At 48.9% G+C, this 19,687-nt stretch carries 18 protein-coding genes; 16 read left to right on the forward strand and 2 right to left on the reverse strand.

Annotated features, from left to right (window positions below; translation table 11 throughout):
- Nucleotides 1-7 precede the first annotated feature (7 nt).
- From nifS to mnmA, 3 genes are read left to right on the forward strand one after another with little or no spacing between them, the layout of a single operon-like run.
- The gene (nifS, locus tag ABCW47_RS11010; protein WP_343209969.1) at nucleotides 8-1,189 is read left to right on the forward strand and encodes a cysteine desulfurase NifS; all 1,182 of its coding nucleotides are present in this window, start codon (nucleotides 8-10) and stop codon (nucleotides 1,187-1,189) included.
- 11 nt (nucleotides 1,190-1,200) lie between these two features.
- Nucleotides 1,201-1,641 carry a Fe-S cluster assembly scaffold protein NifU gene (gene nifU, locus ABCW47_RS11015; protein WP_343209970.1) on the forward strand — a complete coding sequence of 147 codons (441 nt, stop codon included), beginning with the start codon at nucleotides 1,201-1,203 and terminating at the stop codon, nucleotides 1,639-1,641.
- On the forward strand, nucleotides 1,610-2,713 hold the full coding sequence (mnmA, locus tag ABCW47_RS11020; RefSeq protein ID WP_343209971.1) for a tRNA 2-thiouridine(34) synthase MnmA: 1,104 nt from the start codon (nucleotides 1,610-1,612) through the stop codon (nucleotides 2,711-2,713). Before nifU ends, mnmA begins: the two co-directional genes overlap by 32 nt.
- Nucleotides 2,714-2,814: 101 nt before the next feature.
- On the opposite strand, the gene ABCW47_RS11025 is transcribed toward mnmA, so the two are convergent.
- Nucleotides 2,815-3,642, reverse strand: coding sequence for a histidinol-phosphatase HisJ family protein (locus tag ABCW47_RS11025; protein ID WP_343209972.1), 828 nt, complete (start codon nucleotides 3,640-3,642; stop codon nucleotides 2,815-2,817).
- Nucleotides 3,643-3,674: 32 nt separating this feature from the next.
- Complete coding sequence (locus tag ABCW47_RS11030) at nucleotides 3,675-5,429, reverse strand: Rqc2 family fibronectin-binding protein (protein ID WP_343209973.1); 1,755 nt, start codon at nucleotides 5,427-5,429, stop codon at nucleotides 3,675-3,677.
- A gap of 252 nt (nucleotides 5,430-5,681) precedes the next feature.
- Between ABCW47_RS11030 and ABCW47_RS11035 the strand changes: the two genes are divergently transcribed.
- From ABCW47_RS11035 to priA, 13 genes are all read left to right on the forward strand, one after another.
- Entirely contained in the window at nucleotides 5,682-6,560 is an 879-nt protein-coding gene (locus tag ABCW47_RS11035; RefSeq protein WP_343210063.1) for a YicC/YloC family endoribonuclease, read from the forward strand.
- Nucleotides 6,561-6,594: 34 nt separating this feature from the next.
- The gene (gene gmk / locus ABCW47_RS11040; RefSeq protein ID WP_343209974.1) at nucleotides 6,595-7,230 is read left to right on the forward strand and encodes a guanylate kinase; all 636 of its coding nucleotides are present in this window, start codon (nucleotides 6,595-6,597) and stop codon (nucleotides 7,228-7,230) included.
- A 19-nt stretch (nucleotides 7,231-7,249) separates the two neighbouring features.
- Nucleotides 7,250-7,492: a DNA-directed RNA polymerase subunit omega gene (rpoZ, locus tag ABCW47_RS11045; protein WP_343210064.1), complete on the forward strand. Its 243-nt coding sequence runs from the start codon at nucleotides 7,250-7,252 to the stop codon at nucleotides 7,490-7,492.
- Nucleotides 7,493-7,601: 109 nt separating this feature from the next.
- Nucleotides 7,602-8,117, forward strand: a complete 516-nt coding sequence (gene lepB / locus ABCW47_RS11050; protein WP_343210065.1) for a signal peptidase I — start codon at nucleotides 7,602-7,604, stop codon at nucleotides 8,115-8,117.
- A 3-nt stretch (nucleotides 8,118-8,120) separates the two neighbouring features.
- On the forward strand, nucleotides 8,121-8,654 hold the full coding sequence (lepB, locus tag ABCW47_RS11055) for a signal peptidase I (protein ID WP_343209975.1): 534 nt from the start codon (nucleotides 8,121-8,123) through the stop codon (nucleotides 8,652-8,654).
- Nucleotides 8,655-8,657: 3 nt separating this feature from the next.
- Nucleotides 8,658-9,671: a signal peptidase I gene (gene lepB, locus ABCW47_RS11060; protein ID WP_343209976.1), complete on the forward strand. Its 1,014-nt coding sequence runs from the start codon at nucleotides 8,658-8,660 to the stop codon at nucleotides 9,669-9,671.
- A 48-nt stretch (nucleotides 9,672-9,719) separates the two neighbouring features.
- Nucleotides 9,720-10,604 (forward strand): fumarylacetoacetate hydrolase family protein, encoded by an 885-nt coding sequence (locus tag ABCW47_RS11065; RefSeq protein WP_343209977.1) that lies wholly within the window; start codon nucleotides 9,720-9,722, stop codon nucleotides 10,602-10,604.
- Nucleotides 10,605-10,639: 35 nt separating this feature from the next.
- Complete coding sequence (locus ABCW47_RS11070) at nucleotides 10,640-11,821, forward strand: trans-sulfuration enzyme family protein (protein ID WP_343209978.1); 1,182 nt, start codon at nucleotides 10,640-10,642, stop codon at nucleotides 11,819-11,821.
- 78 nt (nucleotides 11,822-11,899) lie between these two features.
- On the forward strand, nucleotides 11,900-12,754 hold the full coding sequence (gene dapF, locus ABCW47_RS11075; protein ID WP_343209979.1) for a diaminopimelate epimerase: 855 nt from the start codon (nucleotides 11,900-11,902) through the stop codon (nucleotides 12,752-12,754).
- Nucleotides 12,755-12,957: 203 nt separating this feature from the next.
- The gene (locus tag ABCW47_RS11080; protein ID WP_343209980.1) at nucleotides 12,958-14,424 is read left to right on the forward strand and encodes a UDP-N-acetylmuramoyl-L-alanyl-D-glutamate--2,6-diaminopimelate ligase; all 1,467 of its coding nucleotides are present in this window, start codon (nucleotides 12,958-12,960) and stop codon (nucleotides 14,422-14,424) included.
- A 66-nt stretch (nucleotides 14,425-14,490) separates the two neighbouring features.
- Nucleotides 14,491-15,579, forward strand: coding sequence for a Mur ligase family protein (locus tag ABCW47_RS11085; RefSeq protein ID WP_343209981.1), 1,089 nt, complete (start codon nucleotides 14,491-14,493; stop codon nucleotides 15,577-15,579).
- Between the two features lie 170 nt (nucleotides 15,580-15,749).
- The gene (locus tag ABCW47_RS11090) at nucleotides 15,750-17,183 is read left to right on the forward strand and encodes a UDP-N-acetylmuramoyl-tripeptide--D-alanyl-D-alanine ligase (RefSeq protein ID WP_343209982.1); all 1,434 of its coding nucleotides are present in this window, start codon (nucleotides 15,750-15,752) and stop codon (nucleotides 17,181-17,183) included.
- A gap of 21 nt (nucleotides 17,184-17,204) precedes the next feature.
- Entirely contained in the window at nucleotides 17,205-19,454 is a 2,250-nt protein-coding gene (gene priA, locus ABCW47_RS11095) for a replication restart helicase PriA (RefSeq protein WP_343209983.1), read from the forward strand.
- The last annotated feature ends 233 nt before the right edge of the window (nucleotides 19,455-19,687 follow it).

Genomic DNA, 19,687 nt, shown 5'->3' on the forward strand with positions numbered 1-19,687 from the left:
AGAGCATATGGATAAGTTAATTTATTTGGACAATGCAGCAACAACAGCTACCAGACCGGAGGTTGTGGAAGCAATGCTTCCGTATTATACGGAGAAATACGGGAATCCTTCCAGTGTATACAGCTTTGCCGGCGAAAGCAAGGAAGCGATAACGCAAGCGAGAGAAAAGATTGCAGCTACGCTGGGGGCAGATCCGTCTGAGATTTACTTTACGGCAGGCGGTTCAGAATCTGATAACTGGGCATTAAAGGCCACAGCGGAAGCGTATCAGTCAAAAGGAAATCATATTATCACGACGAAAATCGAACACCATGCAATCCTGCACACGTGTGAGTATCTGGAAAGCCGGGGCTTTGAAATCACGTATCTGGATGTGGACGAAGGCGGAGTGGTAAAATTAGACCAGTTAAAAGCGGCAATCCGTCCAACCACGATTTTAATTTCCATTATGTTTGCAAATAATGAGATCGGTACGATTCAGCCGATCAGAGAAATCGGTGAGATCGCCAAAGAACATGGGATTTTATTCCACACGGATGCAGTACAGGCATATTGCCAGGTGCCGATCAATGTGGATGAGTATAAGATAGATATGTTAAGTGCCAGCGGCCATAAACTGAACGGGCCGAAGGGCATTGGCTTCCTTTATATCCGTAAAGGGGTAAAGATCCGCTCCTTTGTCCACGGCGGCGGACAGGAACGTCACAGAAGAGCCGGAACAGAAAATGTGCCGGGTATTGTAGGACTGGGCAAGGCAGCTGAGATTGCATCAGCTACCATGGAAGAGAGAACCAGGCAGGAAACCGAACTCAGGGACTATATGATTGAGCGGGTGCTGGATGAGATTCCTTTTGCCAGACTGAACGGACACCGGACGAAACGTCTGCCCAATAATACGAATTTCAGTTTTCAATTTGTGGAAGGAGAATCCTTGCTGATTATGCTGGACATGAAGCACATCTGCGCTTCGAGCGGTTCTGCCTGTACGTCCGGCTCCCTGGACCCTTCTCATGTGCTGCTGGCGATCGGCCTCCCTCATGAGATAGCCCATGGTTCTCTGAGAATGACAATCAATGAGCATATTACCAAAGAGGATGCGGACTTCGTCATAGATGAATTAAAGGAGATTGTTGCAAAGCTTCGCTCTATGTCTCCGCTTTACGAAGACTATATGAAAAAACAAAATTAGGAGGATCATGAATGTACAGCGAGAAAGTTATGGATCATTTTTCCAATCCAAGAAACGTAGGTGAAATAGAAGACCCCAGCGGGGTAGGCACCGTAGGAAACGCGAAATGCGGCGATATCATGAGGATTTATCTGGACATTGATGAAAACCAGGTGATCCGGGATGTGAAATTTAAGACCTTCGGATGCGGCGCGGCGGTCGCTACCAGCAGTATGGCAACCGAGATGGTAAAAGGGAAAACCGTGCAGGAGGCTATGGAAGTGACGAACAAGGCTGTGATGGAAGCGCTGGATGGTCTTCCTCCGGTAAAAGTACACTGTTCTCTTCTGGCCGAGGAAGCGATTCATGCGGCGCTCTGGGATTATGCCCAGAAAAACGGCATTGAGATTACCGGCTTAAAACCCCCGAAATCAGATATCCATGAAGGGGAAGAAGAAGGAGAAGAGTATTAATTTGAAAGACAAGACAGTTGTAATAGGCATGTCAGGCGGCGTGGATTCTTCCGTAGCCGCCTATTTGCTGAAAAAAGAAGGATATCAGGTGATCGGGGTGACCATGCAGATCTGGCAGGAGGAAGAACGCCTGACGGAGGAAGAGGAAGGCGGCTGCTGCGGGCTGAGTGCGGTGGACGATGCCAGAAGGGTGGCGTTTCAGCTGGGAATTCCGTATTATGTGATGAATTTCAGACAGGAATTTGAGGACAAGGTCATCCGCTACTTTGCCCAGAGTTATCTTGAGGGAAAAACCCCTAACCCCTGCATTGCCTGCAATCGGTATGTAAAGTGGGAGTCTCTCTTAGCCAGAGCGCTCAGCCTGGGGGCGGATTACATTGCCACAGGCCACTATGCCGGTGTGGTCAGGCTGCCGAACGGCCGGTATACCTTAAAACGGACGAAGGTAAAAGACCAGACGTATGCTCTGTGCAATCTTACCCAGTATCAGCTTGCCCATACGCTGATGCCTGCGGGCGAATACTCAAAAGATGAGATCCGGGCGATAGCGGAGGAGATCGGTTTGACGGTGGCTAATAAACCGGACAGCCAGGAGATCTGTTTTGTGCCGGATCAGGATTATGCCGGATTTATCGAGAACTACACGGCGCAGAAGGTGCCGGAAGGAAACTTTGTGGATCTGAACGGACAGGTGCTGGGGCGGCACAAAGGCATCATCCACTATACGGTAGGCCAGAGGAAAGGGTTGGGAATAGCCCTTGGAAAGCCGGTTTTTGTGCTGGAAATAAGGCCTGAAACCAATGAGGTAGTGCTTGGAAGCTATGAGGATTCTCTGTCGGACCGGCTCATAGCCGAGGATTTGAATTTTATGTCCATTGAAGATCTGGAGGGTGAGATGGAGGTTATGGCAAAGATACGCTACAATCATCCGGGCGCCAGAGCCCGTATCCGGAAACTGGATGAGAACCGTGTGGAATGTCTCTTTGAAGAGCCTCAGAGGGCAATAACCCCCGGACAGGCTGTGGTTTTTTATGACGGCGACCTGGTGGTGGGCGGCGGAACAATTATTTAGAACAAAGCGGGCAAGTCCACCTCAGCTGTAATAAAATAACGGCGCTGTATTCAGAAAACGATTTATATAAGAAAAAGAGCGGATTTCACCCGCTCTTTTTCTTACTTGCCGCACTGCGGCGCGTCCAGTCTCATGATGATACCTTTCCTGTGCTTAAAACTGTAGTATTCTGTGATCCCCAGGGAGGATAGTAAATTCTCAAGTTCCGGAAAAGCATAGGCAAAATGCTCCGGCTTATGGCCGTCGGACCCGATCGTGATGCCTTTGCCCCCCAGCTCAAAATACTTCTTTATGATAGCGGCGGAAGGATTCGGTGCGCCGAATCCAAATTTATAGCCGGCGGTGTTGACTTCCAGACATTTCCCCGCATGGACGATGGCTTTGAGCGCGCTGTCAATGCCTTCCTTATAAATCTCGTAGGTGTAACCGGAAAGCCCGGCAGGGCAGTAGCGCATCACATAGTCCAGATGTCCGTAGGTGTCGAAATCCGAAAAGAGGGCGATATTTTCCGCCACGGTGGAAAAATAACGGTTTATGGCTTCCTCTGTTGTGCGATTCTGCCAGAATTCCGGATAGTAAGGGTCCGTATTGTCCACGAGATGGGAGGATGCAATGACAAAATCAAATGGATAGTCCCGCACAAGAGCGGAAGCCTTGTCGATAATATCCGGTTTTAAGCCCAGTTCCACCCCCTGAAGTACTTCGATGCGGTCCTGGTAGGCTGCTTTTACCAGCTCCAGTTTTCGAAAATATGGGTCCGGATCGAAAACAAACGGCAGTTTATAACAGGCTGGGAAACCATAGTCCATATGGTCGGTGAAACAGATCTTTTTCATGCCCAGGGCGATTGCCCGCTCAATCATGGCCTCCATGGGCGTATCAGAATCAGATGAAAAGTCAGAATGTACATGAAAATCCGCAGTGATCATACTGTATTCCCCTTTCCGGCGGTCCGCTTCTCTCAGGAAATCTGGCGCAGACCCGTGATATCCGGCCGGGCCAGAAGAGAGTAATTGGTATAGTAAACGACGAAACCGGGCTTGCCTTTCGCCGGCTTCTTCACATTTTTCTTCTCCGTATAGTCGATCTCCACTTTTTCACCGTCTCTGCCCTTGGAATAATAGGCGGCCAGAGCACCGGCCTCCTCGTAGGTCTTATCCGGCAGCAGGCCGGTTCCGGAGTTCTTTACAATCACATGAGAGCCTGCCATGCCTTTTGCATGGAACCACCAGTCATTTCCGGAGGCGAACTTAAATGTGAGTTCTTCATTTTGATAGTTATTTTTTCCTACATAAATATCGTATCCATCGGAGGAGACATAGTGGAATGGCTTGCTGGTCACCCGCGCTTTTTTCTGTCCCCGGACGCCCGGCTGGTATTTCCGTTTCATATAGCCGGCTTCGGTAAGCTCCTCCTTTACCTGCACCAGGTCCTCCTCCAAAAGTGCGATATCCAGGGAAGTACTGATGGATTCCAGATGGAGAAGCTCCTGCTCTGTTTCTGTCAGCTGGTCGCTTAAGGCCTCGTAGGTCCGTTTCAATTTATTGTAGCGCTCAAAATATTTTTTTGCGTTATCCAGCGGGGACAGCATCGGGTCCAAAGGAATGGTGATTTCCTCGCCGGTATAGAAATTAGTGGTTGTATAGCTCTTCAGGCCGGTTTCTAGCTGATAACCGTAGGTGGTGAGCAATTCGCCGTAAATCCGGTATTTATCCCTTTTTTCCGTATCCTTTAACTGCTTTTGCTGGAGATCCCGTTTTTTTCTGGTACGGTCTATGGCGTTCGCCGTGATTCGGCGCAGATCCGCGGATTTCTGCCGGATACGGTTTACCGTGTTTCTGGAGGCATAATAAGTCTCCAGCATCCGGGATACGGAATCAAAACCAAGGCTTTTCAGCCCGGCAAAGCAGGTTAAAGGGTAGCTTGCAAATTCTATGGGGGTATTCTCTTCATATATTATATTGGGGGAGAATTCTCCTCCGGCAATGCCCTCAATAAATCGGCACAGGGTGCCGTACAGGTGTTCCTGTTCCGGGCCGGTTAAAGCCTGAATACTCATCCCTCCGTCCAGAGAAGCCCTGACACAGACTTCATTGGCGGCCAGCGGGCTGAAGCCGGTGAGAGAGGTGTAGATTGCCTTGGCGGTATTCACAGGCTTTTTCAGTATCACATTCCGATAATATTCTTCTGTCAGCTTATAGGGAGAACATTTTTCATCCGTACCCGGAATAAAATAATTCCGGCCGGGCAACACCTCCCGGACAGAACTGACGAGAGAGGAGATATGCTTGATACTGTCTATTATCTTGTTCTGATCATCACAGAAAATAATATTGCTGTATTTCCCCATGAGTTCAATCATGAGATGCTTCGTGCACAGATCACCCAGCTCATTTAAATGCTCGACTGTAATATCTACCACCCTTTCCAGTCCGGGCTGGCTGACCGAGATGATTCTGGCATTGTTCAGATGTTTGCGCAGCAGCATACAGAATCCCGGCACAGTCATGGGATTCGGCTTGGTGTTCTCCGTCAGGTACAGGAGAGGGAGGCTTGCGCTTGCACAGATCAGCAGCTTATAGGAGCTGCTGTTGTTCTTTACAGTCAGAAGCAGCTCATCCCGCTCCGGCTGAGAAATTTTATTAATACGGCCTCCGGTAATGGTCTCGTTCAACTCTTTTACCAGACTGGCGATTACGATGCCGTCAAATGCCATAAGGTTTCATCCTTTCTAAATCTAATAAGAATAAAGTCACTTATTAAACTGCAGTACGATGCGCTTTCCGCATTTGTCCATTGTAGCACATATTCTTGACGTATGAAAGGTTTTTTAGTATACTTCCTATATGTATGCGGCAGCTTAAATGATGGTAATATGAGACTGCCGGACGTCCCCTTGGAAAGCACAGCGGGCCGAAATATGCGGTTTTGGAAGGACGCCTGGGACGGGAAAGGTATGGGACGAATCATGATAAAGAGTATGACCGGCTTCGGACGGTTCGAATTAGCTGCAGAAGAACGAAAGATTACGGTTGAAATTAAGGCGGTCAATCACCGGTACTGCGATCTGTCTATCAAGATGCCGAAGAAGCTGGGCTTTTTTGAGGCGGGTATCCGTAATCTGTTAAAGCAGTACATCCAGCGGGGCAAGGTGGATGTATATATTACTTATGAAGACTATACAGAAAACAAAGCCTGTGTGAAGTATAATGAAGATATTGCACGGGAATATTTCAGCATATTGGAACAGATGAGCAGCCAGTTTGGTCTGGAGAATGATATAAAAATCTCTTCTCTCTCCCGTTATCCGGAGATCCTCACACTGGAGGAGCAGACCGTTGATGAAGATGCGCTGTGGAAATCCCTGGAAGAGGTGATCAGAGGGGCCGCCCGGAAATTTGTGGAGACCCGAATTGCCGAAGGGGAAAATTTAAGGAACGATATTTATGCAAAATTAGATTCTGTGCTGGCGGATGTGGCATTTATTGAGGAGCGTTCGCCTCTGGTTGTAGATGAGTACCGGGAGAGACTGACCAATAAGGTGAAGGAACTGCTGGGTGATACGAAGCTGGATCAGTCCGTACTTGCCACAGAGATTACCATTTTTGCAGATAAGATCTGCGTGGATGAGGAGACGGTGCGGTTAAAGAGCCATGTGGCCAATACAAAGGCCACCCTTCAGGACGGCGAAAATATAGGGCGTAAGCTTGACTTTATCGCCCAGGAGATGAACCGGGAAGCGAACACGATTCTAAGTAAATCCAGCGATCTGGAAATTACCAACCGGGCGATTGATTTAAAAACCGAGATCGAGAAGATCCGGGAACAGATACAGAATATCGAGTAAGGCGGCGGCTGCCGTAAGAAAGAAGAGGGAATATATGGGAAGAAGGGGAGTTCTGACAGTGGTGTCCGGTTTTTCCGGAGCCGGGAAGGGTACCCTGATGAAGGCACTGCTGACAAGGTATGACTATGGTCTGTCGATCTCGGCGACCACCAGGAAACCCCGGCAGGGGGAAACCCATGGCAAAGAATATTTCTTTTTGACAAGGGAAGAATTTGAGAGTATGATAAGACAAAATGCTCTCATAGAATGGGCGGAGTATGTTGGCAATTATTATGGAACGCCCAGGGAATATGTGGAGAAACAGCTGGATTCCGGCAGGGATGTGATCCTGGAGATCGAGATACAGGGCGCATTTCATGTAAAGGAACAGTATCCGGACTGCCTGCTGGTTTTTGTAACCCCGCCGTCTGCTCAGGAGCTGAAAAACCGCCTGGTGGGCAGAGGGACAGAGGATATGGAGACAATTAACAGGCGTCTTCACCGGGCACGGGAAGAGGCCGTTTATATGGATCATTATGACTACATTCTGGTGAATGATGATCTGGATGTCTGCACAGAGCAGCTTCATGAGATTATCCAGGATGAGGAAAAAAGGAAGGCTTTTGCCGCGGCGGAGGCCGGAAACCAGGAGCTGATCCGTACAATCACAGATCAGCTGAAGGTGTTTTAGAGAGGAGATTACGACTATGATGTTACATCCGTCTTATACGGACTTAATGGAAGCAGTTAACTGTGACGTGGAACCGGGGGAAGAGCCTGTGGTAAACAGCCGCTATTCCATTGTTCTGGCCACGGCGAAGAGAGCCAGACAGATCATCAGCGGCGAGGATGCTTTGGTAGAAACCGATTGTAAGAAGCCATTGTCAATTGCAATTCAGGAATTGTATCAATCACAGGTATGTATCGTCAACGATGAAGATTCGAAAGAGTAAAGGATAAGACGTTCGGACTTCCGGACGTCTTATGTTATAATTGGGGCTATTCCCATTTGGCACAGCGGCCTGGGAATCGTACCGTGCAAAGGATGATACAGTGAAAAAGATGATTGGTATAGGAATACTGCTTATTATACTTGCAGCGGGAATCATACTGGTTCCGCGCTATGTGATGCAGAGGACTATTGTTTACGGGGAATCGATGGAGCCGGCCCTTATTGAGGGGGACAGCGTGATGATCGATAAGCTTTTTTATAAAATCAGCGGTTTGAAACGCTTTGATATTATAAGAGTATTTCCCTATGGGAAAGAAGCGAATGTATTTTATATTAAAAGGGTTGTTGGAATGCCCGGAGAAACGGTTCAGATTAAAGACTCGGTCATATATATAGACGGAGAACCCCTTGCGGAACCCTATGGTAAGGAGGACGTCATAGAAGATGAGGGAATTGCTGCAAAACCGGTTAAGCTTGGAAAAAAAGAATACTTTGTGATGGGAGACAACCGCAATGACAGCGAGGACAGCCGTTCCGAGGGGATCGGACCGGTTTCTTCAAAGTATATCGACGGAAGAGCGTTCATACGGGTCTGGCCGAAGGACAGACTGGGAAAGGTCGAGTAGCAGATGACAAAAGATAAAAGTGCAGGCAGAGAACTGCTGTTTTATGGCGTTTTGCTTGTACTGCTGATTTTTATCGTCCCCAGATTTGTCTTGCAGCGTACCGTGGTGGACGGCCATTCTATGGAGAATACGCTTCAGGATAAAGAGCAGCTTCTGGTGGAGAAGGTTTCAAAGCATTTTAAGGATTTCGGACGCTTTGACATTGTGGTATTCTATCCCTATGGCAGAGACGCAGACGAGTATTACGTAAAGCGTGTAATCGGTCTGCCGGGAGAGACGGTTCAGATCATAGATTCCGTTATTTACATTGACGGCGAGGTCCTCACGGAATCCTACGGCAGGGAGGCTATCGAGGACAGCGGCATTGCCGCGGAGCCTGTAAGGCTTGGAGAAGAAGAATACTTTTTGATGGGGGACAACCGCAATAACAGTGAGGACAGCCGTTTCGAGGGAATCGGCCCGGTTCCTTCCGACTGTATTGAGGGAGAAGTTTTTCTGAGAGTGTGGCCCCTGAATAAACTGGGAAAGGTCGAATAACGAATGGCAAAACGACATACAATTGCAGATATTCTGGCCAGTCAGAATGTGAATCCGGTACCGGTATACGAGCCGGAGGAGCATGACACAGAGGAAAAAGTATCTGCGCAGAGAGAAACAGAGGAAGCACAACCGGAGAAGGTAATCATTCGTTCGGAACCGGAAAGGGTAATCGTTCGTTCGGAGCCGGAGAAGGTAATCGCTCATACCGGGCCGGAGCAGGAAGCGCCGGCACAGAATGTGTCTGCCCCTGGAGAAGAACATATAAAAGAGGCGGTCAAGACAGAAATCAAAGTCAGGAAGGTGGAGCGGAGGATGCCGGAATCCGGAGAGGAAAAGGAAGAACAGGGAGACCTGGGCTACAGGACAGAGTATTTTAAAAAAGCTGCGGCTGCTACGGCAGTAGCAGAGGATTTTGCGGATGATATGTTCGAGGAGGAACCGGAGGACGGACCGGAACCTGAACGGGAAGAAAACAGAGGAAGAACGACATGGAAAAGTGTAGTTAAGGAACTGCTTTTCTATGCTGTCCTGTTTGTACTTCTGCTTTTTATCGTACCGACTTTTATCTTACAGCGGACGGTGGTCAGCGGTCATTCCATGGAGAATACGCTCCAGGATGAACAGCAGCTTCTGGTGGAGAAGGTCACAAAACATTTTAAGGAATTTGAGCGCTTTGACATCGTCGTGTTCTATCCGTATGGCAGGGACTCGGATGATTATTATGTGAAAAGAGTGATTGGACTGCCCGGGGAGACGGTCCAGATTATAGGGGCCGATATCTATATTAACGGTGAAAAACTGGATGAGAGCTATGGTAAAGATCCGATTACCTTCAGCGGAATCGCGGTAGATCCTCTTACTCTGGGAGATGATGAATATTTCCTGATGGGGGATAACCGGGAGGTCAGCTTTGACAGCCGCTATGAACAGATCGGACCGATACACAAGAATATGATTGAGGGCAAGGTACTGCTTCGGATCTGGCCGTTTTCAGAATTCGGACGGGTAGAGTAGAGGCGGCGCCTCACAGATTGAAAATTCGGAAAAGGAGATAAGCTTACTATGAAATTAGTGACGTTTCGCTATGAAGGAACTGAGATGGTGGGTGTTCTGAACCGGGAAGAGAATGGAATTTATCCGGTAAGTGCGGCCGGACTTCCCTATGCGTCCATGAATGAATTGATTTTACATATGACGCCGGAGGAGAAGGCTGCTCTTGGCACTATGGTGCAGGAAGAAAAAGCAGAATGGATACCGGCGGATCAGACCGAAAAAATGGCGCCGATTCCCCGGCCGATTCAGGATGTGGTATGTCTTGGGATTAACTACACGGCGCATGCGGAGGAAGCTGCCAGGTATCAGTCTGAGGCTTTCGGCGGGGAGAGACCGGCTGCTATTTATTTCTCCAAACGTGTGAACCAGGCGGTTGCGGACGGCGGGGAGATTGACAGCCATCCGGGACTTGTGGAGCGTCTGGACTATGAAGCCGAGCTTGGCGTCATCATCGGGAAAGATGCCAAAAATGTACCTCTTGAGGAAGCATTTGACTATGTTTTTGGATATACGGTAATCAATGATGTGAGTGCAAGGGTGATACAGACAAAGCATAAACAGTGGTATTTCGGCAAAAGCCTGGATACCTTTACCCCTATGGGACCCTGTATTACAACGGCGGATGAGATCGCAGCGCCGCCGGCCCTTAAGATTCAGGCGTATGTGAACGGCGCGCTGCGCCAGGACAGCAATACCAGCCTGCTGATCAATGATATTCCCCATGTGATCAGCGAGCTCTCCCAGGGGATGACTCTGGAAGCGGGTACGGTGATTGCAACCGGAACTCCGGCCGGCGTGGGGATGGGGATGACTCCCCCTACCTTTTTAAAACCAGGAGATGAGGTTACCTGCTATATTGAGGGTATCGGAAAAATCACAAATAAGGTAAAATAGAAATAAAGAAAATAACAGAGAAAGAAGGGGATTGTTTGATCGGATTTGGAAATTATTCGGATTTTGATAAAAAAGAAAATCTTCACATGGATTCTAAGGTGGTGCACGGAGCACTGGGCAATGATCCCAGCACAGGTGCAGTGAGTTTCCCGATTTTTCAATCGGCTACGTTCCGCCATGTAAAACTGGGACAGTCAACAGGCTTTGATTACAGCCGCGTCCAGAATCCTACCAGGCAGGAACTGGAGCGCACCATGGCGATTCTGGAGGAAGGTCTGGAAGGCTTTGCCTATGCCAGCGGCCAGGCTGCTGCGCAGGCGGTATTCTCTCTCATGAATCCCGGCGATCATATTCTTCTCTCCGATGACATTTATGGAGGAACCTATCGGTCCGGTAAGGAATATTTTAAACGTTACGGCGTTGATTTTGAACACATTGATATGTCCGATTTGGATATAGTAAAGAGTAAGATCCGCGAAAATACAAAAATGATTTTTGTGGAAACACCCACGAATCCGATGATGCATGTGGCAGATATAGCTGCTATAGCTGAAATCGCTCATTCCAAAAATATTTTGATGACGGTGGATAATACATTTTTATCCCCCTATTTCCAGCGGCCGCTTACGTTGGGTGCCGACATTGTCATGCACAGCGGCACGAAATACATTGCCGGCCACAATGATACGGTAGCAGGTCTGGTCGTGGTTAAGACGCCAAAGCTGGCGGAGCATTTCCGTTTTGAGATGAAATCCTCCGGCGCCTGTCTGGCTCCGATGGATTCCTGGCTTTTACTGCGCGGAGTCAAAACGCTTGCGCTGCGCATGGAGAGACACAATGAGAATGCCCTGAAAGTTGCCCAGTGGCTGAGAACCCAGCCTAAAATAAAGGAAGTATTCTATGTGGGATTTCCGGATCATCCGGGCTATGAAATCAGCTGCCGTCAGGCAAGCGGCTTTGGCGGAATGATATCGTTCCATGTAGATTGTCCGGATACGGTTGAAAAAATTCTCAATAATTTAAAAATGATTTTGTTTGCGGAGAGTCTGGGCGGAGTAGAATCGCTGATGACTTATCCGAGCACACAGACGCACGAGACAATTCCGAAAGAAATTCGGGATGCAATCGGTGTGACCGATACGCTTTTGAGACTCTCTGTGGGAATTGAGAAGGCAGAGGATATAATTGCCGATTTAGATCAGGCGCTGAATGGTTAACCTAGTATTATAGGAACTTGTAATCAGCCGGCCGACTGTCTGGCAGCGTGTGTTCTGGGCTCGGAAAGGAATTTTACGATGAAGATTAAATTTACGAAGATGCAGGCCTTTGGCAATGACTATGTCTATATCAATACAATTGACCAGACCATTGATAATCTGCCGAAGCTGGCCAAATACGTGAGTGACCGGCATTTTGGCATTGGTTCGGATGGAATGGTGTTAATCTGTCCTTCCGAAAAAGGGGACTTCCGCATGAGGATGTTTAACCCGGACGGCACGGAAGGGGAGATGTGCGGAAATGCTCTGCGGAGTGTGGGAAAATATGTGTATGATCATGGCTTGACGGACAAAGAGTTACTTATTATAGAGACGCTTGGCGGTATGCAGAAGCTTTGGCTGACCGTACAGGATAAGCAGGTGGTCAATATAACCGCTGATATCGGAGAGCCGCGGCTTGACACAGCTGTTATACCGGTCAATACTCCGTTTCCTGAATTTGTCGACCAGCCTGTTATGGTATTGGATAAAAAATTGAACATAACAGCTCTCTCCTGGGGGAATCCACACTGCGTGGCGTTTATTGAGGATGTGGATCACTTTGATGTTCACCGCTATGGTCGTGAGCTGGAGTATATGACGGAACTATTCCCAAATAAAACAAATGTTACCTTCGCACAGATTGTTTCCCATGACAAAATCAAGATAAGAGAGTGGGAAAGAGGTACAGGGGAAACAATTGGCTGCGGGACCGGATGCTGTACTGCGCTGGTAGCAGGTGCACTCACCGGAAGATGCGGCCGGAAAGCTACGATTGAACAGATCGGAGGCCCGCTTTATGCAGAGTGGGAGGAAGAGACCGGGCATGTGAAAATGACCGGACCGTCCTATCTGGTTTTTGAGTCTGAAATTGAGATCGGACACATAGTTTAAAATAGAGCTTAAGTTTGAAAGTTCCTTTCAAACGATTGATTTATGCTGTACCGCGGGTGACCTGCGGTATGCAGGGGAATAAATAGGAATTTTAAATAGACAGGACATCCGGGCGTGCCGGAGTGTATGTCAGAAAAAAGATAACTCCTCGGTCAGGCTCTGCCAGACCGGGGTGTTTACGTATTCGCAGGAGGAATAGGTCCATGCAGTTAAAGCAGTTATTGGAAGAATTGGATTACCGGCTGGTATCCGGTTCACCGGACACGGATATTACGGAATTGGTGTATGATTCCAGAAAGGTGGTGCCCGGAAGTCTCTTTGTGTGTATTTCCGGAACAGCAATAGACGCCCATACCTTTGTACCGGCGGCAGTCAGCCAGGGAGCGGCGGCCATCGTAGCAGAGAGAGAGGTGGACGTACCGGAAGGGGTTGCCCTGGTTGTGACACCGTCCACAAGAAAGGCGCTGGCTTTTTTGTCAGCGGCCTATTTCGGACACCCGGCCAAAAGACTTATTACCGTTGGACTGACGGGAACGAAAGGAAAGACGACTACCAGTTATATGCTCCAGTCTGTGTTAAAGCAGGCGGGCAAACGGGTGGGGGTGATCGGGACAATCGGCGCGGTCATAAATGGAGTACATTATAAGACGGCCAATACGACACCGGAGTCTTATGAAATTCAGGCGCTTCTTAAAAAGATGGTGGATGAAGGCTGCGAATACTGTGTGATGGAGGTCTCCTCTCAGGGATTAAAGATGGATCGGGTGGAAGGATTTGTGTTTGACATTGGAGTGTTTACTAATTTTTCGCCGGATCATATCGGGCCAAATGAACATGCAAGCCTGGAAGAATATCTTTACTGCAAAAGCCTGCTCTTCAAGCGCTGCCGTCACGGCATCGTGAACCGGGATGATGAGCGGTGGGATGAAGTAAGCAGAGACGGCTCCTGTACCCGGGAGACATACGGACTTTCCCCGGAGGCAGACTTAAGGGCCGAACATCTTGCCTATCTCAGAGAAAACGGCAGTCTTGGAATCCGTTTTGATCTGGCAGGGACTATGACGGGTACGGTAGAAGTATGTACTCCCGGCCGGTTCAGCGTTTACAATGCTCTTGCCGCTCTGGCGGTGGGCAGCAGGCTTCATATTCCAATGGAAGCTATGCAGGCGGGCCTTAAGGATGTTCATGTTCCGGGGAGAGTAGAAATTGTCCCGGTTAAGGAACATTTTACGATCCTGATTGACTATGCCCATAATGCGGCCAGTGTGGGAAGCCTGCTGCGCACGCTGAAAGAATATGAACCGGGACGTCTTATCTGTGTGTATGGCTGCGGGGGCAACCGCTCACGTCTGCGCAGATACGATATGGGAAAACTTTGCGGCGAGCTGGCGGATCTTTCTATCCTGACCTGTGACAATCCCAGAATGGAAGAGATAAAAGATATCAACGAGGATATCAAAGTGGGATTGAAAGAGACGAACGGCAGATACATCGAGATTGAAGACCGGGCGGAAGCCATTCATTACAGCATGGACCATGCTTTGGATGGAGATATTATTGTTCTTCTGGGCAAAGGCCATGAGGATTATCAGGACATTAAAGGTAAAAAATATCCTTTCAGCGAGCGCAAAATTATCGAAGAGTATGCCGGAAAATTAGAAAACAGCTGAGAGGGTGCAAGAGAAAGAGCCCTGTAGAATATAATGAACCAACGATTTTATGTTGGAGCAATTATATTGAAGACAATTACAGTTGGAATTACCGGAACAAAAGGCAAGACCACAGTGGCTCACCTGATCAGAGGAATCCTTAACGAGGCAGGTATTCGGACAGGGCTTGTCAGCACAATCGAGGTAGATACCGGACTGCGGTGCATACCGGCCGTGAATACGACTCCCCCTCATGACAAACTGATGGAGTATGTGAAAGAAATGGATGAAGCGGGCTGTCAGATCCGCATCATAGAGGTATCATCCATTGGACTGAAGGAACAGAGAGTGACAGATCTCTGGTTTGACTACGGCATGTTTACCAATATGGGTGTGGACCATATCGGACCCGGCGAACATGATAGTTTTGAAGAGTATTTTTATTGGAAAAAGCAGTTGTTTAAACAGTGCGATGTGGGTATTTTTCATATGGAAGATCCTTACTATCCTGCCATTGCGCAGGAAGCTACCTGCCGCATCATGGGTTATTGTAAGGATGAGGAAAATCTTTCTTCCCTGACGGTTCTTCCGGGAGATTTTAACCGGGAAAATGCAAGGGGAGCCATCACATTGTGCAGGGAGCTGGGTGTGAGTGATGCTATTATAAGAAAAGCTCTGCCGAAAATCTACGTGAAAGGGCGTATGGAGCACTTGCAGCTGCCGGACGGCAGGCTTGTGATTCTTGATTATGCCCACAACGGCATGGCATTGGAACAGGCTCTTAAAATGCTAAAAGCCAGGACGAAGGGAAAAGTGATCTGCCTGTTTGGCTGCGGAGGCAACCGATCTGTGCTGCGCCGGTCCGGAATGGGCGAGACGGCCGGAACCTATGCTGACGAAACGATTATCACATCGGATAATCCCAGATGGGAGGAACCGTTAGAAATTATTGACGATATCGTTGCCGGGATGAAGAAAACGAATGGAAGTTATACCGTGATTCCCGACCGCCGTGAGGCGATTGCCGAAGGGATTCGCCGGCTGACCCTGGATGATGTGCTTTTGCTTGCAGGAAAGGGGCACGAGACCTACCAGCTGATTCGGGGTGTGCGCTATGAGATGGATGAGAGGAAAATCGTAGAAGAAATAGTCAATAGTGCAATGAAGAGTGAATAATGAAGAATGAAAAATGAATGACGAGTGAAAGTTGCAGCAAAGCTGCAAGTGAAAATGCCCCTGCGGGGCAGTGAAAATTCCTTCGGAAGTGAAAAAGTGCAATGAAAATACGAATGAGAAACGGAAGCCGATCGGGCTTCTGTTTGTGATAGAGAGGATTGTGACGGCTTATGAGAAAGGGTTTTAGCGGTATGCGTGTCAGTGAGATTGTAACGGCGGTTCAGGGCCGTTTGATTCAGGGGAATGAGGATGTGGAGATTTCTTCTGTTAGTATTGACTCCAGGGAGATCGGGGAGGGCTGTTTATTTGTCCCGATTATTGGAGAGCGTGTGGATGCCCATCGTTTTCTGCTGACGGCGTTCGGGAATGGCGCGGCGGCTGCCTTGATCAGCCGTGAACAGGAGGAATATGCTCCGGATGGTACTTATATTCTGGTTCAGGATACGGTGGCGGCGCTTCAGGATATGGCTGCTGCCTACCGGGACCGGTTTGATATTCCGGTGGTGGGTATTACCGGCAGTGTAGGAAAGACAACGACAAAGGAGATGATTTCCGCGGCGCTTAAGACGGAGTTTTCGGTGCTTAAGACGGCAGGAAACCGGAACAGTCAGGTGGGCCTTCCGCTTACGGTTCTCACGATTGAGCCGGAGCACACGGCTGCCGTGATTGAGATGGGGATGAGCGAGCGGGGCGAGATGGAGAAGCTGGCCCGGGTTGCCAGACCGAATATCGCGGTTTTGACGAACATTGGCGTCTCTCATATCGGGCAGCTGGGTTCCCAGGAAAATATCCGGAAAGAGAAGTTAAACATAATAGACGAATTCAAGCCGGGGGATGTGCTGATTTTAAACGGTGATGACCCTCTTCTGAGAGAGTTGGCACAGGGCGGTGTCTCGGATCTGGATGAGAAAACTCTCCATGCGATGGCGGATATCCGGATTGTGACGTTTTCCGCGGAAGGAAATGCCGATTATACGGCAGATGATATTGTAACAGATGGTGAGGCGACTTCTTTTACTCTCAGAACCGGTGACGGCAGGTCGGAAGAGATAAAATTATCGGTAATCGGCCTTCATAATGTAAGAAATGCCCTTGCGGCCCTTGTCGTGTCTGATTTTATGGGGATACCATTTTTCCTTGCGAAACAGGGACTTAAGGATTACCGGCCCATTAAGATGCGGGGGGAAGTGAAAGAAACAGGCGGAATCAAGATTATAGATGATACGTACAATGCAAGCCCTGACTCGATGAAAAGCGGAATCGGCGTTCTTACCGCACTGCCCGGATTAAACCGGAGGATTGCTGTGCTGGCGGATGTGAAGGAACTGGGTGAACGCTCGGAGAAGCTTCATTATGAAGTCGGTGTTTTTCTGGCAGATCAGAATGTGGATATTCTGGTGACCGTGGGCGCTCAGGCGAGAGAAATTGCCAGGGCCGTGAGGGAGCGCGGCCGGAATATGGTGACGGCTTCCTTTGATCAGAATGAAGAGGCGATCGCATGGCTGAAGGACAACATTGCTGCCGGGGACGGGATTTTGGTGAAGGGCTCCAGAGGGATGCACACGGAGGATATTGTTTCGGCGCTTACCGGCCGGGATGAATAGGAAAGAAAGAGGAAGACAGCCATGAAATATGCGAAAATAATCGTAGATATTTCCCATGTCAACCTGGACCGGGCGTTTGATTATGGTATTCCCGCTGAATGGGAAGAAAAGGCGGTGGTGGGAGCTCTGGTGGAAATCCCTTTTGGAAGAGGGGATTTGAAGCGCCGGGGATATATTGTGCGGCTGTGTGAGGAACCGGATTTTGACAAAACAAAAATAAAATCAATTCTTCGGGTGGTGGAAGAGGGAATCGTGATGGAATCCCATCTGATCGCCCTGGCGTACTGGATGCATGAGCAATATGGCTCCGCCTTAAACGATGCGCTGCGGACCGTATTGCCGGTCCGGGAAAAGGTGAAACAGAAGGAAAAAAAGCAGATTGTACTTGCAGTCTCTTCCGGGGAGGGGGAGGCAGCCCTGTTAACATTCAGGAAAAAGTCATACCGTGCCCGGATACGTCTTATGCAGGAGCTCATTGAGAACAAAATACTGGACTATGGTCTGGTTACAGATAAATTAAATATTTCTCTGCCCACGCTTAGGGGGCTGGAAAAACTGGGACTGATCCGCATCGAGAGCCAGACGGTATACCGGAATCCGGTGAGGGAACGGCAAGCTTTAAGGTCCCGGGTGGAATTGAATCCGATGCAGCGCGCAGCGGCTGAGGATATCCTGAGCGAGTACCGATCGGGTAAGCGGGGCGTATATTTGATTCACGGTATCACCGGCAGCGGTAAGACAGAAGTGTACATGGAAGTGATGGAGCAGGTGATTGAAACCGGGAAGCAGGTTATTTTTCTGATTCCGGAGATTGCGCTTACCTATCAGATGGTGCTTCGGTTCTATAAGAGATTCGGAGACCGGATCTCCATTATTAATTCCAGACTTTCCAAGGGAGAAAAATACGATCAGTTTCAGAGGGCAAGGAATGCTGAGATTGATATTATGATCGGGCCCAGATCCGCCCTGTTCACCCCTTTTCCCAATCTGGGGCTGATTGTGATTGATGAGGAGCACGAGGGAAGCTATAAAAGTGAGAATCCGCCCAAGTATCATGCCAGGGAAGTCGCAGAGGAGAGAGCAAGACTGCTCGGGGCCTCTGTGATTCTGGGCTCGGCCACGCCGTCTCTGGAATCCTATGAGAAGGCCAGACAGGGAATCTATAAGCTGTACAGGCTGGATGCAAGAGCAGGAGAGGGTACGCTCCCCCATGTATGGATTGTGGATTTGCGTGAAGAATTAAAAGAGAAGAATAAATCTATTTTCAGCCGCAAATTGAAAAACCTTATAGAGGACAGGCTGGAGAAAAGGCAGCAGATTATGCTGTTCCTAAACCGGCGGGGATACGCCGGGTTCGTTTCTTGCCGAAGCTGCGGACATGTGTTACAATGTCCCCATTGCAGTGTGTCACTGACTTCCCATAGTATCGGACAGAACAAAAACGGAAAGCTGGTCTGCCATTACTGCGGCTATGAGATACCATTTCCCGACAAGTGCCCGGAGTGCGGTTCCCCCTATGTGGCGGCTTTTGGTCTTGGAACGCAGAAGGTGGAGGAACTGGCGGGAAGAGAATTTCCGGGCGCCAGGATTCTCAGGATGGATCTGGACACCACCTCCGGCAAGGAAGGCCACCGAAAAATCCTGGAGGCATTTGCCAACCAGGAGGCAGATATTCTGATCGGTACGCAGATGATTGTAAAAGGTCATGATTTTCCGGATGTGACGCTGGTGGGCATCCTGGCGGCAGATTTATCTTTATATGGAAGTGATTTCCGGTGCAGTGAGCGGACATTTCAGCTTCTTGCCCAGGCGGGAGGCAGAGCCGGCAGAGGACAGAAGGCCGGTGAAGTGGTTATACAGACATACAATCCGGAGCACTACAGTATCCAGGCTGCGGCAAATCATAATTATGAACAGTTTTATGAAGAAGAAATCCGTTTCCGGCAGCTCCTGGGATATCCGCCTGCCGGCAATATGCTGGTGATCCTGATGACCAGCAGGGAAGAAGGGGCGGCAGCACAGTTCTCCGAGCTGCTGGCAAAGAAAATTCTGGAATTTTCAGCCCGAAGGGGATATGAAGATCTGGCGGTGATCGGGCCGTCATGGGCATCTGTGGGCAGGGTAAATGATATCTGGCGCAGGGTGCTCTACTTAAAGCACAGGGACTATGGCTGCCTGGTGGAAATAAAAAATGAACTGGAGCATGTTATCCAGACGGAACCGGTGGATGTGAAAGTACAATTTGATTTTAATCCGATGATAAGCTATTGATTGGATTTACTGTTACCGTGAGGCTGTCACAGTGATTTCACAAATATCTGCTAAGTTAAGCAGATAAATAGATAATAGAGCGAAAATCGGATCAGTTTTATCATAGAAGTAGATAAGACTCCCCCCTCTATAGGCGGTGAGTAAATAACAAATTCGTCATGGTGGGAGCCCAGTCTCCTTCCAAGATAAAGCCTCCGGCGGATTGCAGAGCCGCACAGATGTATTATGTCATG

The sequence above is a fragment of the Anaerolentibacter hominis genome, from assembly GCF_032380675.1.
Lineage (GTDB): Bacteria > Bacillota > Clostridia > Lachnospirales > Lachnospiraceae > Anaerolentibacter > Anaerolentibacter hominis.

What these genes read in the sequence shown, in the direction of transcription:
- rpoZ (WP_343210064.1), top strand. Translation starts at nt 7,250, where the DNA reads ATGTTACATCCGTCTTATACGGACTTAATGGAAGCAGTTAACTGTGAC.
- priA (WP_343209983.1), top strand. Translation starts at nt 17,205, where the DNA reads ATGAAATATGCGAAAATAATCGTAGATATTTCCCATGTCAACCTGGAC.
- dapF (WP_343209979.1), top strand. Translation starts at nt 11,900, where the DNA reads ATGAAGATTAAATTTACGAAGATGCAGGCCTTTGGCAATGACTATGTC.
- mnmA (WP_343209971.1), top strand. Translation starts at nt 1,610, where the DNA reads ATGAAGGGGAAGAAGAAGGAGAAGAGTATTAATTTGAAAGACAAGACA.
- lepB (WP_343210065.1), top strand. Translation starts at nt 7,602, where the DNA reads ATGATTGGTATAGGAATACTGCTTATTATACTTGCAGCGGGAATCATA.
- gmk (WP_343209974.1), top strand. Translation starts at nt 6,595, where the DNA reads ATGGGAAGAAGGGGAGTTCTGACAGTGGTGTCCGGTTTTTCCGGAGCC.
- ABCW47_RS11035 (WP_343210063.1), top strand. Translation starts at nt 5,682, where the DNA reads ATGATAAAGAGTATGACCGGCTTCGGACGGTTCGAATTAGCTGCAGAA.
- ABCW47_RS11080 (WP_343209980.1), top strand. Translation starts at nt 12,958, where the DNA reads ATGCAGTTAAAGCAGTTATTGGAAGAATTGGATTACCGGCTGGTATCC.
- ABCW47_RS11065 (WP_343209977.1), top strand. Translation starts at nt 9,720, where the DNA reads ATGAAATTAGTGACGTTTCGCTATGAAGGAACTGAGATGGTGGGTGTT.
- ABCW47_RS11090 (WP_343209982.1), top strand. Translation starts at nt 15,750, where the DNA reads ATGAGAAAGGGTTTTAGCGGTATGCGTGTCAGTGAGATTGTAACGGCG.
- lepB (WP_343209976.1), top strand. Translation starts at nt 8,658, where the DNA reads ATGGCAAAACGACATACAATTGCAGATATTCTGGCCAGTCAGAATGTG.
- lepB (WP_343209975.1), top strand. Translation starts at nt 8,121, where the DNA reads ATGACAAAAGATAAAAGTGCAGGCAGAGAACTGCTGTTTTATGGCGTT.
- ABCW47_RS11030 (WP_343209973.1), bottom strand. Translation starts at nt 5,429, where the DNA reads ATGGCATTTGACGGCATCGTAATCGCCAGTCTGGTAAAAGAGTTGAAC.
- ABCW47_RS11025 (WP_343209972.1), bottom strand. Translation starts at nt 3,642, where the DNA reads ATGATCACTGCGGATTTTCATGTACATTCTGACTTTTCATCTGATTCT.
- nifS (WP_343209969.1), top strand. Translation starts at nt 8, where the DNA reads ATGGATAAGTTAATTTATTTGGACAATGCAGCAACAACAGCTACCAGA.
- nifU (WP_343209970.1), top strand. Translation starts at nt 1,201, where the DNA reads ATGTACAGCGAGAAAGTTATGGATCATTTTTCCAATCCAAGAAACGTA.